This window comes from Roseomonas sp. F4 (assembly GCF_053891155.1).
On the sequence record NZ_JBSSHK010000001.1, the window covers coordinates 583,687 to 599,180 of the forward strand.

At 70.2% G+C, this 15,494-nt stretch carries 13 protein-coding genes; 7 read left to right on the forward strand and 6 right to left on the reverse strand.

Going from position 1 to position 15,494, the window contains the following annotated elements; all coding sequences use genetic code 11:
• Positions 1-23: 23 nt before the first annotated feature.
• From ACVFYP_RS02765 to ACVFYP_RS02785, 5 genes are all read right to left on the reverse strand, one after another.
• Positions 24-464, reverse strand: coding sequence for a tellurite resistance TerB family protein (locus ACVFYP_RS02765; protein ID WP_499198594.1), 441 nt, complete (start codon positions 462-464; stop codon positions 24-26).
• A gap of 62 nt (positions 465-526) precedes the next feature.
• Complete coding sequence (locus ACVFYP_RS02770) at positions 527-2,578, reverse strand: prolyl oligopeptidase family serine peptidase (protein WP_499198595.1); 2,052 nt, start codon at positions 2,576-2,578, stop codon at positions 527-529.
• A gap of 3 nt (positions 2,579-2,581) precedes the next feature.
• Entirely contained in the window at positions 2,582-5,398 is a 2,817-nt protein-coding gene (locus ACVFYP_RS02775) for an ATP-dependent DNA helicase (RefSeq protein WP_499198596.1), read from the reverse strand.
• Positions 5,399-5,693: 295 nt separating this feature from the next.
• On the reverse strand, positions 5,694-6,704 hold the full coding sequence (locus ACVFYP_RS02780) for an aspartate-semialdehyde dehydrogenase (RefSeq protein WP_499198597.1): 1,011 nt from the start codon (positions 6,702-6,704) through the stop codon (positions 5,694-5,696).
• 96 nt (positions 6,705-6,800) lie between these two features.
• The gene (locus ACVFYP_RS02785; protein ID WP_499198598.1) at positions 6,801-7,526 is read right to left on the reverse strand and encodes a carbonic anhydrase; all 726 of its coding nucleotides are present in this window, start codon (positions 7,524-7,526) and stop codon (positions 6,801-6,803) included.
• Positions 7,527-7,740: 214 nt separating this feature from the next.
• Between ACVFYP_RS02785 and ACVFYP_RS02790 the strand changes: the two genes are divergently transcribed.
• From ACVFYP_RS02790 to ACVFYP_RS02800, 3 genes are read left to right on the forward strand one after another with little or no spacing between them, the layout of a single operon-like run.
• Positions 7,741-9,378, forward strand: coding sequence for a lysine--tRNA ligase (locus tag ACVFYP_RS02790; RefSeq protein ID WP_499198599.1), 1,638 nt, complete (start codon positions 7,741-7,743; stop codon positions 9,376-9,378).
• The gene (locus ACVFYP_RS02795) at positions 9,375-11,312 is read left to right on the forward strand and encodes a lysylphosphatidylglycerol synthase domain-containing protein (RefSeq protein WP_499198600.1); all 1,938 of its coding nucleotides are present in this window, start codon (positions 9,375-9,377) and stop codon (positions 11,310-11,312) included. The genes ACVFYP_RS02790 and ACVFYP_RS02795 overlap by 4 nt, the downstream gene beginning before the upstream one ends.
• 17 nt (positions 11,313-11,329) lie before the next feature.
• Entirely contained in the window at positions 11,330-11,722 is a 393-nt protein-coding gene (locus tag ACVFYP_RS02800; RefSeq protein ID WP_499198601.1) for a VOC family protein, read from the forward strand.
• Between the two features lie 200 nt (positions 11,723-11,922).
• Here the strand turns inward: ACVFYP_RS02800 and ACVFYP_RS02805 are convergent, their stop codons facing one another.
• Positions 11,923-12,573, reverse strand: coding sequence for a S24 family peptidase (locus tag ACVFYP_RS02805; RefSeq protein WP_499198602.1), 651 nt, complete (start codon positions 12,571-12,573; stop codon positions 11,923-11,925).
• 198 nt (positions 12,574-12,771) lie between these two features.
• Between ACVFYP_RS02805 and ACVFYP_RS02810 the strand changes: the two genes are divergently transcribed.
• The 4 genes from ACVFYP_RS02810 (at position 12,772) to ACVFYP_RS02825 (ending at position 15,489) form a co-directional block, all read left to right on the forward strand.
• Positions 12,772-13,197, forward strand: a complete 426-nt coding sequence (locus ACVFYP_RS02810; protein ID WP_499198603.1) for a hypothetical protein — start codon at positions 12,772-12,774, stop codon at positions 13,195-13,197.
• The gene (locus tag ACVFYP_RS02815) at positions 13,194-13,631 is read left to right on the forward strand and encodes a hypothetical protein (protein ID WP_499198604.1); all 438 of its coding nucleotides are present in this window, start codon (positions 13,194-13,196) and stop codon (positions 13,629-13,631) included. Before ACVFYP_RS02810 ends, ACVFYP_RS02815 begins: the two co-directional genes overlap by 4 nt.
• A 143-nt stretch (positions 13,632-13,774) precedes the next feature.
• Complete coding sequence (locus ACVFYP_RS02820) at positions 13,775-14,053, forward strand: hypothetical protein (RefSeq protein WP_499198605.1); 279 nt, start codon at positions 13,775-13,777, stop codon at positions 14,051-14,053.
• Positions 14,054-14,061: 8 nt separating this feature from the next.
• Positions 14,062-15,489, forward strand: a complete 1,428-nt coding sequence (locus ACVFYP_RS02825; protein ID WP_499198606.1) for a portal protein — start codon at positions 14,062-14,064, stop codon at positions 15,487-15,489.
• Positions 15,490-15,494 lie beyond the last annotated feature (5 nt).

Consider the following 15,494-nt stretch of genomic DNA (forward strand, 5'->3'; position numbering starts at 1 on the left):
TCCTCACGCCGCCGCGATGAGGATCAGATGACCTGGAAGCGCGCCTTGGCCGCCCGCTCGATGGCGCCGGCGATCAGGCGGTCGAGGTCGAGGCCGATGCGCAGGTCCTGCAGGAAGCGCAGCTCCTCCTGCGTCGCATCGCCATCTGCGGCACAGACCTCGCAGGCCAGGAGGTAGGCGGTTTCCCGCAGACGCATCGGCAGGGTGTCGCAGAGCATGGCCATGGCGCGGTCCAGCCCATCGGTGCGACCGAGCAGGCCCGCGACGATATTGGTCACCGTCTCGATATCCGCGCTGTGGAAATCGGCGAAGACCGGCAGGTCCTGGACCATGCGGGACATCATGGCCAGCTCGGCATCGGACATCGGCCCGTCCGCGACCGACATCAGCACCATGGCGCAGACCAGGGCTTCCTGGGCGGTGAAGCTCGTCACGGCGGGTTCGGCGGCAGCGCGGCTTGGCATGATGGGTCTCCGATTTCCGGGCCGTTGGTCGCCCCTGGGACGAGGCGGGTCAAGGGAGGGTTTTACACATCCCAGCCAATGGCCCGCCGCAGGAAGGCGGCGCCAAGGGCGGCGAAGCTGGCCACCTCGGCATTGTCCTTGCCGTAGCCATGCCCACCCGCCTCGGGCTCCAGCAGCCAGGCATCATAGCCCAGGGCCTGCAACTTCGCCGCCATCTTGCGGGCATGGCCGGGATGCACGCGGTCGTCGCGCCGGGTCGTGGCCAGCAGGATGGGCGGGTAGGCGCGGCCGGGCTCGGCGGCGTGATAGGCGGAGAAATGGCGTATGAAGGCCCAGTCCTCGGGCTTGTCCGGGTCTCCATACTCGGCCATCCAGGATGCGCCGGCCAGCAGCTTCGTGTAGCGGCGCATGTCGATCAGCGGGATGGTGCAGAACAGCGCGCCGAAACGCTCCGGATAGCGGGTCAGCATATTGGCGACCAGCAGCCCGCCATTGGAGCCACCCTCCGCCGCGATGCGCCCCGGCACCGTCACGCCGCGCGCCACCAGATCCGCGGCAATGGCCGCGAAATCGTCGTGGCTTTTCGGCTTGTTGGCCAACCGTCCGGCCTCATGCCAGGCCACGCCGAATTCCCCGCCGCCGCGGATCTGGCCGAGCACCGTGGTGCCGCCCTTCTGCAGCCAGAGCAGGCCGGAGGTCGCAGCGTAGTTCGGCAGGCGGGAGACCTGGAAGCCGCCATAGGCCGAAAGATGCACGGGCGCGCGTCCGGTCTCGTCCTTCGGCCCGACCTGCACATAGGGGATGCGCTCGCCGTCCGAGGACACGGCCTCATGCCGCGTCACGACCAGCCCGGCGGCGTCGAAGCTGGGGGAGGCGGATTTCAGCAAGGCGGGCGTGGTGGGCGTGGTGCGGGTCAGCAGCAGGCGCGGCGGCGTCACCGGGTCCTGCGCCATGACCAGCAGCGTGCCGTCCGATTCCTCCGCCTCCGCATCCAGCGCCCAGAGGTCCACCACGCCGATGCGCGGCAGGCCGGGCACTTCCTGGCGCCGCCAGCCATCCGCACCCGGTGTCAGCAGGGCGAAATGCGGTTCGAGATTATCCAGAATGCTGAGCACCAGCGTGCCGTCGCACCAGGTGAAGCTTTGCAGGGCGCGGCGCGGTTCGGGGGTGAACAGCACCTCCGCCACCGGCGCGCCTTGCATCACCGCGTCGAAGGACAGGCCGAGCAGTGTGTCGGGCGCGTGGATGGTGCCGCCGACCGTCCAGGGGGTGCGCGGCTTCACCGCGACATGGCCGCGCTGCCAGGCGTAATGCGCATCCGTGGGCAGTGGGATTTCCGCCTTGGGGCCCTCGCGGTCGCCCAGATGGATGCGGGCGTCGTAGAAGCCGAGCTGTTCGAAGAAGACCAGCATCTCCTTCCCGCCCTCGCGGTCCACGCCGGCGGAGCCCGCCATGCTGGTCTCCGGCACTTCGAAGATCACTGGCGCGGCCAGCGGGTCGGCACCGCGCCGCCAGATCCGGACGGTGCGGGAATAGCCAGAGCTGGTGGCACCGCCGAGCGCGGAAGACAGCAGCAGCGTGTCCCGGTCCAACCAGCCGGCGCCGCCCTTGGCCTCGGGCAGGGCAAAACCATCGGCCGGGAAGCTGCGGGTCGTCAGGTCGAATTCCCGCAGCACCACCGCATCGCCGCCGCCACGGGACAGGCGCAGCAGCGCGCGGTCATGGCGGCCGGGCAGGGTGGTGGCGCCCTTCCAGACCCAATCCGCGCCCTCCGCCGCCGTCAGCGCATCGAGGTCCAGCAACACCTCCCACTCCGGGGATTCGCTGCGGAAGCTGTCCATGGTGGTGCGGCGCCAGAGGCCGCGCGGATTGGCGGCGTCCTGCCAGTAGTTGAACAGGTGGGGGCCGCGGCGGGTGACGTGCGGCAGGCGGCCGGGGCGGTCCAACGCGGTGCGCAGCGCGTCGCGATCGGCCTCGAAGCCGGCATCGGCGAAGCGGGCGCGGGTGCGGGCGTTCTGGTCGGCGACCCAGGCCAAGGCGCGGTCACCCTCTACCTCCTCCAACCAGAGGTAGGGGTCGTCATCCGGCGCATCGAGGGTCGGGCGGACATCCATGATTCAGCTCTCCGCGAGAAAGTCCCGGGTTTCGGCCACCGCGTCGCGCAGCCCCATCCGCCGCACCACCACGCCCGTGGGAAGGCCCGCCAGAAGGCGGGAGGGGCAGGAGCGGTCGAGCAGCACGAAGACGCCCTTGTCGTCATGACGCCGGATCAGCCGCCCAAAGGCCTGGCGCAGCCGGTGGCGGGCGATGGCGTCGTCATAGGATTTCGGCTGGCCTTCCGAGAGATGGGTGCGCCGCTCTCGGTGCAGGATGGAGGGCCGCGGCCAGGGCACCCGGTCAAAAACCAGCAGGCGCAGCGACCGGCCCGGCACATCCACGCCATCCCGCATCGCATCCGTGCCGAGCAGGCAGGCATGTTCCTCGGCGCGGAACACGTCGACCAGCGTCGCATTGTCCATCGCATCGACATGCTGCGCGTAGAGCGGAATGCCGCGCTCGGCCAAGGGCTGGGCGATGCGGGACTGCACATCCCGCAGCCGCCGCACCGCCGTGAACAGGCCCAGCGCGCCGCCGCCGGAGGCGCCGAACAAGGCGCGATAGGCGCTGGCGACCTGGCCCGGATCGGCCTTGTTCACATCCTCCACCACGATGGCGCGGGTGCGGCTCGCGTAGTCAAATGGTGAGGCGACGGCGGCGCGGATGGCCGGGTTGGGCAGGTGGGCGGCGCCGGTGCGGGCTTCCGCCGCGCGCCAGGCGGCCTCCGGCGCTTCCTCCGCCGCCTCGGCCTCGGAGAGGCTGCCATGATCGCGCAGGGTGGCGGAGGTGATAAGCACGCCATGGGCCGGGGCCGCGACCGCCATGGCAAAGGGCTGGGTGGGGTCCAGGTGGTGGCGGTGCATGCCGCAATCCACCTCCCGCCCCTCCCGCCGATCCAGCGCGAACCAGTCCACATAGTCCGGGCGGGTGCCGGGCGCGCGGGGTGGGGCGGACAGGGTGCCGAGCATGGCGCACCAGGCGGTCAGCGGCATCAAAGCGCGGCGTTCCAGGCCACGGCAGGCAGCCTCGATGCGGATGCGGTCGCCAAGCTCCAGCTCCTCCGCCTCATCCTCCAGCCGCGCGGCCAGGCGGTCATGCAGGGTCTGCAAGGGGATGCGCAGGCGGGTCAGGCTGTCGGCGAGGTCCGCGGCGGCGCCCGCCACCGGCTCGGCCAGCGGATGCAGGTCGCATTCGATGCCGTATCCGGCTTCCTCGTCCCGCGCGCGGGCCAGCACCTGGCGGCGGATGGCTTGCAGAAACACCTCGGTGGCGCCCCGGGCGCTGTCGGCCTCCTCCTCTGCCAGGCGGTTGGGCCAGCCGGGGCCGGGCAAGGCGCGGGCGGCCTGCAAGGCTTCCTCCAAGGGCAGCAGCAGGTCGGGGCGGTCGCCGATCAGCTCCTCCAGCCGGCGGGACAGGCCGCGGGCGCGGGAACGGCCGCCCTCGGCGCCCAGCAGCCAGCGACGTAGCTCCGCCGCTTCTCCGCCCGACAGATCGGCGGAGAAGGCAGCGTCGGCGGCATCGAACAGATGGTGGCCCTCATCGAAGACCAGGCGCTGCGGCCGGCCATCCTCGCCACCGCCGAGCGCCGCCTGCACCATCACCAGCGCGTGGTTGGCCACCACCAGCGTCGCGGTCTTGGCGCGGCGGATCGAATGTTCGACGAAGCATTGCTTGTAATGGCCGCAGGCGGAGTGGATGCATTCGCCGCGCCGGTCGGCCAGCGGCCAGACATTGTGCGACCCGAACAGCTCCGACAGCCATCCCGGAAAATCGCCGCCTTGCAGGTCGCCGTCGCGGGTCGCCAGTGCCCAGCGCGAGATCAGGCCGAGCGGCAGCCATTGCCCGGCCATGCCGGCGGCGCCCACCGCCTCCTCCATGTTCAGCAGGCAGAGGTAGTTCTCCCGCCCCTTGCGCACGACGATGCGGCGGCGGCGCTCGGTGGGGTCGGGGTAGAGGCGGGCGGTTTCCTGGTCGATCTGGCGTTGCAGGTTGCGAGTGAAGGTGGAGATCCAGACCGGCGCGCCGTTGCGTTCCGCCCAGAGGCTGGCGGGGGCGACATAGCCGAGCGTCTTGCCCGTGCCGGTGCCCGCTTCCGCCAGCACCAGATGCGGCGCGCCTGGCACGTCCCGCGCCTGGAAGGCGCTGGCGGCGGCGGAGGCGTAGTCGGCCTGCTGCGGCCGCTGTTCCGAACCTTCGCCGAGGATGTCGGCCAGGCGCTGGCGGGCCTCGGTGGCGGAGACGGGGTGCTGGCTGGGGGGCGGGGGCGGGGCCGCTTCCTCCCAATCCGGCAGGCGGCGCCAGACCTTCAGCGGGTCCGGGGAGGGTCGCGCCTGGGCCTGGCCGAGGGCGGCGAGAATCGAATCCGCCCAGGGCCAACCTGTTTCCTGCCGCAGCTTGGCGGCGAGCGCGGCTGCGTCGCGGTTCATCGGGCTGTGGCGGCCGGCGGCGAGGTGGCGCAGCAGATCGGTGGCGAGTTCCGGCAGCAGGGCCGCCAGTGCTTCCTCATCCTCCGGCGGCGTGCGGTCGAGCGCCAGGGCCAGGCCGCGCGGGGTGGGGGCGGCGGGCCGGGCCGGCTGGCAGAAGGCGAAAAGCTCCAGCAGGTCGCAGGCGGGGAAGGGGTTCAGGCCCAGGCGGCGGGCGGCGGCGGGGGCATGCACGACCATGGGCGGCGGCATGTCGCGCAGCCGGCGGCCGATTTCGATGGCCGGGCCGGAGAAGAGTTCGCCATCGGGGGTCAGCAGCGTGCCACGGCCGAAGCCGGCGATCAGCGCGGGGCTGTCCGGCAGCAGCAGTCGGGGTTGCGTGAATGCCGCGGCGGCCGGGCGAGGCGAAGTCATGCCGCCAATGTGGCGGCAGCGCGGGAGGGAACAAAGAGGGAAAAGCGCGGCGGCATGCGAATTCCCATTATGGCGGCGCGCGGGGGGAAAGAGCCCTCTCCCCCTGACAGTGGGAGAGGATTGGGTGAGGGGGGCTTGCCGGTTGTTCCGTCGATTACAGAAAAGGCGAAGGACCCCTCGGCGTCGTCAAAGCCATACTCGGAAGACCCCCTCACCCCTTCCCTCTCCCCCCGTTGGGGGGAGAGGGAGGCGCTGAATTTCTAAGGGGCAGATCAGGTCAGCCGAACGGCTGCCCTCAGGCCGGCACCCGAAGTGTCGGCACGCGCTCCGCGATCTGCACCGCGTTCAGCGCCGCGCCCTTCAGCAGCTGGTCGCCGCAGAGGAAGAAATCGAGGCCGCGATCGCCAAACACCGGGTTGGCGCGGATGCGGCCGGCCTCGACATCGTCCTGGCCGGTGGCGGTCAGCGGCATCGGGTAGAGCAGGGCGGCCGGGTCATCCAGCACCTTCACGCCGGCGGCCTTGCGTAGCACGGCGCGGGCGGCCTCGGCGGTGACGGGGCGCTCGGTCTCGATCGTCACGCTCTCCCCATGCACGCGCATGGTCGGGATGCGGACGGCGGTGCAGGAGATCAGAAGATCGGGCAGGCCCATGATCTTCCGGGATTCCCAGGCGACCTTCATCTCCTCCCGCGTATAGGCGTTCGGCTGGAAGCTATCGATGTGCGGGATCACGTTGAAGGCCAGCGGATGGGCGAAGACCTCGTTCTGGGCCTTCTCGCCATCGACCAGCACGCGCCGCGTCTCCCGCTCCAGCTCCACCATGCCCTCCGCCCCGGCGCCGGAGGCGGCCTGGTAGGTGGAGACGATGACGCGCTTGATGCCGAATTCGGCGTGCAGCGGGGCGAGCGCCACCACCAGGATGGCGGTGGTGCAGTTCGGGTTGGCGATCAGCTTGGCATCGCCGATGGCCGCCGCATTCACCTCCGGCACCACCAGCGGAATGCCTTCCTCCAGCCGGAAGGCGGAGGAATTGTCCACCACGGTGACACCGGCGGCGACCAGGCCGGGCGCGTGCTTCTTCGCGAAATCGCCGGAGACGGCGAGCAGGGCCAGGTCCAGGTCGCGCGCGGCCTCCTGGCTGAATTCCTCGATCACCGTGTCGCCGAAGGGCGTGGGCATAATCGTGCCGGCACTGCGACCCGAGGCGAAGAGGCGGAGTTTCGTCACCGGGAAGCGACGCCGCCCGAGGACCTCCACCAGCTCCCGCCCCACCGCTCCGGTGGCGCCGATCACACCCACACGCATCGCACGCTGCTCCTGTTGCAAGAATGGTCGGCTCGCATAGCGCAAAGCGCCGGGCGGGCCAATCATCCTTCTGCGCAACGCTGCCCGGTGATGCCATCAGGCCATCAGCGACACCCGCTCATCCGTCAGGGTGTAGTAGGCGCCGACGACACGCACCTTGCCCGCATGGACCGCCGCGGCGATGGCCGGGCTGTCATCGGTCAGGCGGGCGACGTTGCGGCGGATATTGCCGCGCACGGCGCCATCCGTCGCATCGCCCCCGGCCCGCAGCGCGGCCAGGGCCGGCGGCAGGATCGGCAGCAGCATGTCCCGCAGGTGGCGCGGCAGGGTCAGCTCGTTCTGCGCCATGGCCACGGCGGCGGAGGCGGCGCCACAGCTCTGGTGGCCCAGCACCACGATCAGCGGCACGCCGAGATTGCCGATGGCGTATTCCAGGCTGCCGATGGCGCCGGTATCGGCGATATTGCCCGCGTTGCGCACCACGAACAGCTCGCCCAGCCCGGCATGGAACAGCAGTTCCGGGGAGGCGCGGCTGTCGGCGCAGCCGAGGATGGCGGCGAAGGGGGCCTGGCCGGTGGCGAGCCTGGCGCGGCGCTCCGGGTCCGGCGCGGCGGGGGTCACCGCGCCGCTCAGGAAGCGCTCATTGCCCTGCATCAGGGCCTGCAATGCCTGGTCGGGGGTCATGCTGGTATGGGCCATGGCCGAGCTATCCGCCCGCGCCGGGCCGGCAACGGCCATGCAGCCAAGGGCGGCGGCGCCCCAGAGCAGGCGGCGACGCCCGAGGCCTCGGGGCGCATCGGCACAGCAGGAGCAGGCCATCATCGGAAGCTTCCTTGTTTCATCTGCAAATCAATAGACCAGGAGGCTTCATGTCAGCAGAAAATTGCTAAAATATCGCTATGCGCGGTCGTCAGGCGGCTCCGAGGCGCCGCGGAACCCGGCCGCGTGGGCCGCACCGTCTTCGGCCATGGCCTCGCCTGGATCGCCGCCCCCTTCTATAAGGCGCAGCAGTCCCAGCTTGAGGTGCAAGCCCGCCATGTCCGCCGATCTCACCACCGCCAAGGCCTGGCCCTTCGAGGAGGCGCGCAAGGTCGCCGATCGGGTCAAGTCCAGCGGCAAAACGGCGGCGCTGTTCGAAACCGGCTACGGCCCCTCCGGCCTGCCGCATATCGGCACCTTCGGGGAGGTGGCGCGCACCACCTGGGTGCGCCGCGCCTTCGAAAGGCTGACCGGCATGCCCGCCAAGCTGATCGCCTTCAGCGACGACATGGACGGGCTGCGCAAGGTGCCGGACAATGTTCCTAACCGGGAGATGTTGTCGGGATATCTCGGCCGGCCGGTGACGGCGGTGCCGGATCCCTTCGGCACGCATGAAAGCTTCGGGCATCACAACAACGCCCGGCTGCGCGCCTTCCTCGACCGTTTCGGGTTTGACTACGAATTCGCCTCATCCTCCGACTATTATCGTTCGGGGCGATTCGATGCGGCGCTGCTGCGCATGGCGGAACGGCATGAGGAGGTGCGGGCGGTGATCCTGCCAACCCTCGGCCCGGAACGCCGCGCCACCTATTCCCCCTTCCTGCCGATCCACCCGAAGACCGGCGTGGTGATGCAGGTGCCGATGGAGGAGGTGCTGCCGGCGGAGGACCTGCTGGTCTGGGTCGATCCCGAGACCGGCGAACGCCACGGCACGCGCATCACCGGCGGCCATTGCAAGGCCCAGTGGAAGGCCGACTGGGCGCTGCGCTGGTATGCGCTCGGCGTGGATTACGAGATGTCAGGCAAGGACCTGATCGACAGCGTCAGGCTCTCGGGCGCCATCTGCAAGGTGCTTGGCGGCCAGCCGCCGATCGGCTTCACCTATGAGCTGTTCCTCGATGAGGAAGGCGGCAAGATCAGCAAGTCGAAGGGCAATGGCCTGACCATCGACGAGTGGCTGCACTATGCGCCGCCCGAATCCCTGGCGCAGTTCATGTACAACCAGCCCGGCCGCGCCAAGCGGCTGCATTTCGACGTCATTCCGCGCGCCGTCGACGAATATGTGCAGAACCTCGACCGGCTGCGGACGGCGCCTGGCCCGGACAATCCGGCCTGGCACATCCTGGGCGGGCCGACCAACGACCCGGGCACGCCGGTGTCCTTCACCATGCTGATGAACCTCGCCAGCGTGATCAACGCCGATGCGCCCGAGATGCTCTGGGGCTTTCTGCGCCGCTACGCGCCGGAGGCGAGCGGGGAGACGCATCCGCTGCTGGCGCGGCTGGTCGAACACGCGGTGGCCTATTACCGGGACCGCGTCGCCCCCAACAAGCAGCACCGCCCCGCGACGGAGGCCGAGCGCCCGGCCTTTGAGGCGCTGGCCGCGATGCTGCGGGCGCGGCAGCCGGAGCTCGACCTGCTGCCGCCGGACGAACAGGCCCGCGCCATCCAGGATGTGGTCTATGACGCCGGTCGGCGGGAGCCTTTCATCGAGATGACCAAGGATGGCCGCCCCGGCGTGTCGCGGGCCTGGTTCAACGCGCTGTACCAGGTGTTGCTCGGCCAGCCGGAGGGGCCGCGCTTCGGCGGCTTCGTCGCGCTCTACGGCATCGCCGGCACCATCGGGCTGATCGAGACGGCGTTGGCCCGCCCCGCTGCGGCCAGCGACGCCCCCCTTGGAGACGCCGCCGCGTGAAGAAGCTGGGCGGGCTGCTGCGCCGGCATGGCGTGGCGGGCTTCGGCGTCCTGCTGCTGATCGCGGCCATCTGGGTTGTGCAGAAGGAATTCCGCAGCCTCTCGATGGCGGATATCCGCAGTTCGCTGGCCGCCATCCATCCCGCCACGCTGTGGATCGCGGCCGGCTGGACGCTGCTCGCCTATGCGGTGCTGACCATCTACGACCGGCTCGGCAGCGTCTATGCCGGCTATCCGGTCAGCTATGCCCGCACCTCCCTGGCCAGTTTCTGCGCCTATACCCTGGCGCATAATCTGGGCTTCGCGGCGGTGTCTGGCGCCGCGGTGCGCTACCGCTTCTACGCGGCCTGGGGGCTGCCGCCGCTGGCCATCGCCAAGGTCGTGGCCTTCACCAGCCTGACCTTCGGCCTGGGTGGCTTCGCGCTCGGTGGCCTGGTGCTGCTGGTGGAGCCGGAGGTGGTGCCCGGCCTCGGCGAACACGTGCCGCATTGGGCGATGAACCTGCTCGGCCTGGCGATGTGGGGGCTGGTGATCGCCTATGTGACGCTGTCGCGCATCCGCAGCCATGTGACGATCTTCAAGCACCGCATCGATCTGCCCGGTTTCCGCATGGCGGTGGCCCAGACCACCCTGGCCAGCGTCGATGTCGCGGTCACCGCGATGATCTTCTACGTGCTGCTGCCGGAGGCGGAGGGTCTGACCTTCCTGCGCTTCCTCGGCATCTATGTGGCCGCCTATACCGCCGGCATCGCCGCCAGCCTGCCCGGCGGCATCGGCGTTTTCGATGGCGCCATCCTGATCGGCCTGGCGCCCTGGCTGACGCCGGCGCAGGTGGTGGGGGCGCTGCTGCTGTTCCGCCTGTACTACTACATCGTGCCGCTGTTCCTGGCCGGCATCCTGTTCGCGGGCTTCGAGATCGCGCAGCGCCGCCATGCCCTGGTGCGCTTCGCCGCGGAGCAGCGCGTGGCCGATGCACTGGAAGTGCCGGCGATCGCGGGCCTGGTGAGCATCGGCGGCGCGCTGCTGATCTTCGTCGGCGCGCTGCCGGCGCGAGGCACGGCGGTGGCGGAATGGGCGGGGTATGAGGCCGCGGTCGCCTCGCATTTCGCCGCCTCCCTGATCGGCTCGCTGCTTCTGGTGATGGGCTATGGGCTGCTGCGGCGGCTGACCCTGGCCTGGGGCGCGGGCATCGTCCTGCTGATCATCGGCGCGTTGATATGCTGGCTGCGCGCGGATGGCTGGTGGCTCTGGGGCGCTTTCCTGCTGGTGGCCGGCTTGCTGGCGGCGATGCGCAGCGCCTTCTACCGCAGCGCCCGGCTGATGCGCGAACCGTTGGCGGGTGCCTCGCTGCTGCCGCTGGTGGTGGTGGGGCTTTGCGCGCTGATGCTGGCGCTGGTCAGCTATGGCGGCAAGGTCGCGACGGAAAGCTGGTGGGAGGTGGTGATCTCGCCCCTTGCGCCGGACAGCCTGCGCTTCTCGGTCGGGCTTGCGGCGGTGCTGCTGCTGGTCGCCGTGGTGCGGCTGCTGCGACCGGCCCGTCTGGTGCCGGAGGCCTGGAGTCCGGAGATCCGGGCGCGGCTGCTCGCCTTGGGGGCGGAGGCGCCGGAACTGGCCGATGGCGCGGTGTTCGGGGAAAGCGGGCGTGCCGGCTTCGGCTTCGTCAAGCGCAACGGCATCTGGCTCGGCCTGGGCGATCCGGCGGGGGAGGAGCGCGACCGCGTCTCCGCCATCTGGCGCTTCCGGGACATGTGCGAACGCGCTGGCGTGGATGCGGCCTTCTGGCGCGTCGGGCCCGGGCTGCTGCGGGTCTATGGCGATATCGGGCTGACCGCCTTCCCGGTGGGCGCGCCGCTGCCGGATGATGGGCCGCGCTACCTGGTCTGCCGGGCCGAGAAGGATCTGGAGTTGCTGGCACCACTGCTGCCACCGCGGTAGCCGGGGAGAAGGGAGATATGAGCCTCAGCAGCATCCGCAATCTGGACCACACGGTGCTGCTGTGCCGCCGGATGGCGGAGATGCGGGCCTTCTATCGGGACGTGATGGGATTTCCGATCGAGGAGGACCGCCCCAACTGGGTCAGCTTCCGGCTTGGCGCCACGCTGCTGTCGCTGCGGCCGCGCGGGACATGGAGCGTCTGTGACGACGGTCTGGCGCTGGCGGGGTCGGCTTCGGTGCAACTGGCCTTCCGCGTGCCGCCCCCCGCGATCGAGACTTGTCACGCGGAGCTCGTCGCCAAGGGCGTGCCCATTCTGCGGGGGCCAACCGACCTGCCATCCTGGCGCCACCGCACCCTGTTCTTCCGCGACCCGGAGGACAACATCATCGAGATCTACGCGGAATATTGAGGCTCGCGCGGAGTCCGGCAGTCATACCAGACAAGGTTGACCTGCGGTCGGCGAAGCCGACCGAGGCCGCGAATGCGGCCCGCCGTGAGTGCGGCGAAGCCAAGCGGCCGAAGGCCGCGCCCGTCACGCATTTGGCGTGCCTGCGGCACGACTGAGGGTCTGAAAAGCAAACCAACGGTCGATGAAATCGAGCGTTGGTTCTACTGCGACGCCCAGACGATCCGGTGCATCCAGGCCAGCTCGGCCAGGTCAAAACTGTAATTCGGATGCGCCGGGTTCAAGCTGGCGAGTTCCACCCGCCGCGCCGATTGGCGCAGCAACTGCTTGGCCATCACCTCGCCCTGCCGGGTTCGCACCACCACCCGGTCGCCGCGCCGCACCGGCGCGCCGGGGGAGACGATGACGACATCGCCGTCGCGGAACACCGGCTCCATGCTCTCCCCGCTGATCTCCAGCGCATAGGCGTTGGGGTCCGGCACGTCGGGGATGGAGATCTCGTCCCAGCCGCCGCCGACCGGATAGCCGCCATCATCGAAGAAGCCATCGCTGCCCGCCTGGGCCAGGCCGATCAGCGGAATGCGGCGGGAGATGGTTGCGCGGCCGCCACCGCGTGACAGTGCCGGGGCGCCGGTGACAAGGGAGGCGAAGGCCTCGAACCCCGTGCCGGTGGCGCTCAGAACCTTGGCGACGCTTTCGGTGGAGGGCCAGCGGGCGCGGCCATCGGCGCCGGTGCGCTTGGAGGGGTTGAAGGCGGTGGCATCCAGCCCCGCGCGACGGGCGAGGCCGGAGGCCGAGAGGCCATGTTCCGCAGCGAGGGCATCTATGGCCCGCCAGATGTCCTCGTGCCGCATGGCCAAGGTTCCTCAAGGGATAAGGTCTGAACCGAACCGTTATGCGCGCCGGATGAGGCGCGCCCTGGGTTGCACATCCTAGGTTTCGAGTCGGAAAGCAATAGGAATATCTCCTTGCAACCATCAACGGAACGAGATACGCAGCAGATGTTCCTATTTTGTTCTAGGCAAAATGCCCCTTCGGAGGAGCTTCGATCCATGTCCATCGCCCCCCGCCACACGCCCATCCTGGCCAGCCTGGATCGCGCGCAACCCTTCGCCTCCGCCGAGGATGCCTGGTTCTGGACCATGGCGGCGCTGACCGCGCGGCGCGATGGCGCCCGCATCGGCGCCGGCCGTGGCCTGGTGGTGCGGCCCTGCGAGCCGGATGACGTGGTGAAATGCCTCGACCGGCTGTATCGCCAGCGTCGAATCGACCTGGCCCATGCCCGCATCCTGCGCATCTGGGGCGAGCGCCACGAATCGCCGAGCCCGCGTATCCCGCAGGAAGCCGGTGACCTGCGCCTGTGGCGGGAAGCGATGGAGCGGCTGGACTTTCCGTTGCGCGCCAAGGGAATCGTCGCCGGGCCGATGCGCGGCATGGTGCCGGCGGAGGTGATCGCATTCCCCGGGCGCCTGGCATGACCGCGGCCCGCCAGGCCGCGCATCGCCGCGTGGCGGAGGCGGCGGGCCAGCAGGTCTGGATCGCCTTTGGTGGGGTGGCGGACCAGCCCTGGCTGCGCCTGCTGCGCCCCGGCTTCCGCCACTGCTTCGCCGCCCTGGCGGATGAGGTCGGCTGGACGGTGATCGAGCCTTTGACCGGGCGGCTGGTGGTGGCGCGGCTGCCGGTCGCCGCCGGCTTCGACCTGCCCGGCTTCTATCGTCGTGCAGGGCTTCGGGTGCTCGGGCCATTCTTGCCCGCCCTGCCGGAAGCACGCCGGCTGCCGACGCTGCGGCCGTTGAGCTGCGTGGGGCTGTGCCAGGCTCTGCTGGGCCCGCAGGCCCCTTCGGCCTGGACGCCGTTCCAACTTTTCCGCGCCCTAGGCGGACGGGAAAAGGAAAATAATCAGATTCGATAGGAAAATATATTGACTACGGCGATGCGCCGATCTATCAAACCCACGCCACGGGGCGAGCTGCGCCCTCGGCATCCTCCTCTCCCAGTCCCCCAACTTCGACCCGTCCGGCCCCCCGCCGGGCGGGTCTTTTTTTGGCCGCCTGGGTGAGGCCCAACCCCGAGCTGAAGGAAGCGCGCATGGGTGGCCTGTTCAAGGCGCCGCAGCCGGTCGTCTCCGCCGAGGACACCAACCTCGCCACCCAGTCGGCCGCGGAAAAAACCGCCGCCACCGAGGCTGCCGCGGAGGACGCGACACAGCAGGCCCGGCAGCGAGCGTTGGAACGTGCCCGCCGCGGCCTGGCCGGCACCATCGCCACCTCCGCCCGCGGGGTGCTGGACCCGGCGCCGGCCTTTGCCGCGCGCAAGAACCTGCTGGGCGAATGAGGATGATGATGACCCCCGAACAGATCCTCGCCCGCCATGCCCGCGCCGTGCAGCTCCGCCGGCCGTTGGAAGGTGGCTGGCAGGATTGCTACGACCACGCTTTGCCAGGCGCGCTGGCCGCGCCGCTGTTCGATGCGACGGCGGCCGATGCGGCGGAACAGCTTGCCGCCTCCCTGCTCGCCGAGCTGGCGCCGCCCTGGTCGCGTTGGTTCAACCTGGCGCCCGCCCGGCACATGGAGACCGGGCCGGAAGCCCAGGCGGTGGCGCAGCGGCTGGAGGTGGCGGCGGCGACGCTGCAAGGCCATCTCGACCGGTCCAATTTCGGGCTGGAGCTGCACCAGGCCTTTCTCGAACTGGTGGTGACCGGCACAGCCGTGCTGCTGGTGGAGGAGGCACCGCCCGGCGAGATTTCGGCGCTGCGCTTCACCGCGGTGCCGTTGCGCGAGACAGTGCTGGAGGAAGGCCCCTCCGGCCGGCTGGAAACCGTGTTCCGCGCGCTGCGCCTGACGCCGGCGGAAATCCTGGCCCGCTGGCCGGCGGCGCGGCTCGCTTTGCCGAAGCAGCAGAAGGAGGAGGAATCGGCGCCGCTTCGCCTGGTGGAAGCGGTGTGGCCGGACGCCCTTGCGGGCCATCGCTACGCGGTGGTGCTGGATGGCGGGGAGGGCGCGCCGGAACTGCTGGCCGAGGGGCAGTTCCGGGAAAATCCCTTCATCGCCTTCCGCTGGCTGAAGGTGCCGGGCGAGACCTATGGCCGCGGTCCCGTCGCCAAGGCCCTGCCGGATATCCGCACCGCCAACAAGGTGGTGGAGCTGATCCTGAAGAACGCCTCCATCGCCGCCACCGGCATCTGGCAGGCGGAGGATGACGGCGTGCTGAACCCGGCGACGATCCGCCTGGTGCCGGGCGCCATCATCCCGAAGGCGCAGGGCTCGGCGGGGCTGACCCCGTTGGCGGCGCCGGGCAATTTCGATGTCTCCCAGATCATTCTTCAGGATTTGCGGGCGCGCATCCGCGGCGCCCTGCTCGCCGACCGCATCGCGGCCTCTGACAAGGCGGGGATGACGGCGACGGAGGTAACGGAGCGCAGCGCCATCTCCGTCCGTCTGCTGGGCGCCATCTACGGACGTTTGCAGGCGGAACTGCTCGGCCCGCTGGTGGTGCGCTGCCTGTCGCTGCTGCGGCGGCGGGGAGAGGTGCCACCGCTGCTGCTCGATGGGCAGGAGGCGCGGCTGGTCTACGCCTCCCCGCTCGCCCGGGTGCAGGCGCGGGCCGATGCCGCCGACACGCTGCTGTTCCTCCAGACCGCCGCCGGGCTGGGGGCGGAGGCGCAGGCGGTGCTCGACGCGCCGGCCGCCGCCCGCTGGCTGGCCCGAACCCTTGGCGCGCCGGCTGAGATCCTCCGCCCGGCCCAGACCATCAACCCGATCCAGGAGTGAGCCCC

Coding starts and splice junctions, on each gene's coding strand:
- ACVFYP_RS02810 (WP_499198603.1), top strand. CDS start 12,772: ATGTCCATCGCCCCCCGCCACACGCCCATCCTGGCCAGCCTGGATCGC.
- ACVFYP_RS02780 (WP_499198597.1), bottom strand. CDS start 6,704: ATGCGTGTGGGTGTGATCGGCGCCACCGGAGCGGTGGGGCGGGAGCTG.
- ACVFYP_RS02825 (WP_499198606.1), top strand. CDS start 14,062: ATGACCCCCGAACAGATCCTCGCCCGCCATGCCCGCGCCGTGCAGCTC.
- ACVFYP_RS02805 (WP_499198602.1), bottom strand. CDS start 12,573: ATGCGGCACGAGGACATCTGGCGGGCCATAGATGCCCTCGCTGCGGAA.
- ACVFYP_RS02765 (WP_499198594.1), bottom strand. CDS start 464: ATGCCAAGCCGCGCTGCCGCCGAACCCGCCGTGACGAGCTTCACCGCC.
- ACVFYP_RS02800 (WP_499198601.1), top strand. CDS start 11,330: ATGAGCCTCAGCAGCATCCGCAATCTGGACCACACGGTGCTGCTGTGC.
- ACVFYP_RS02770 (WP_499198595.1), bottom strand. CDS start 2,578: ATGGATGTCCGCCCGACCCTCGATGCGCCGGATGACGACCCCTACCTC.
- ACVFYP_RS02790 (WP_499198599.1), top strand. CDS start 7,741: ATGTCCGCCGATCTCACCACCGCCAAGGCCTGGCCCTTCGAGGAGGCG.
- ACVFYP_RS02785 (WP_499198598.1), bottom strand. CDS start 7,526: ATGATGGCCTGCTCCTGCTGTGCCGATGCGCCCCGAGGCCTCGGGCGT.
- ACVFYP_RS02775 (WP_499198596.1), bottom strand. CDS start 5,398: ATGACTTCGCCTCGCCCGGCCGCCGCGGCATTCACGCAACCCCGACTG.
- ACVFYP_RS02815 (WP_499198604.1), top strand. CDS start 13,194: ATGACCGCGGCCCGCCAGGCCGCGCATCGCCGCGTGGCGGAGGCGGCG.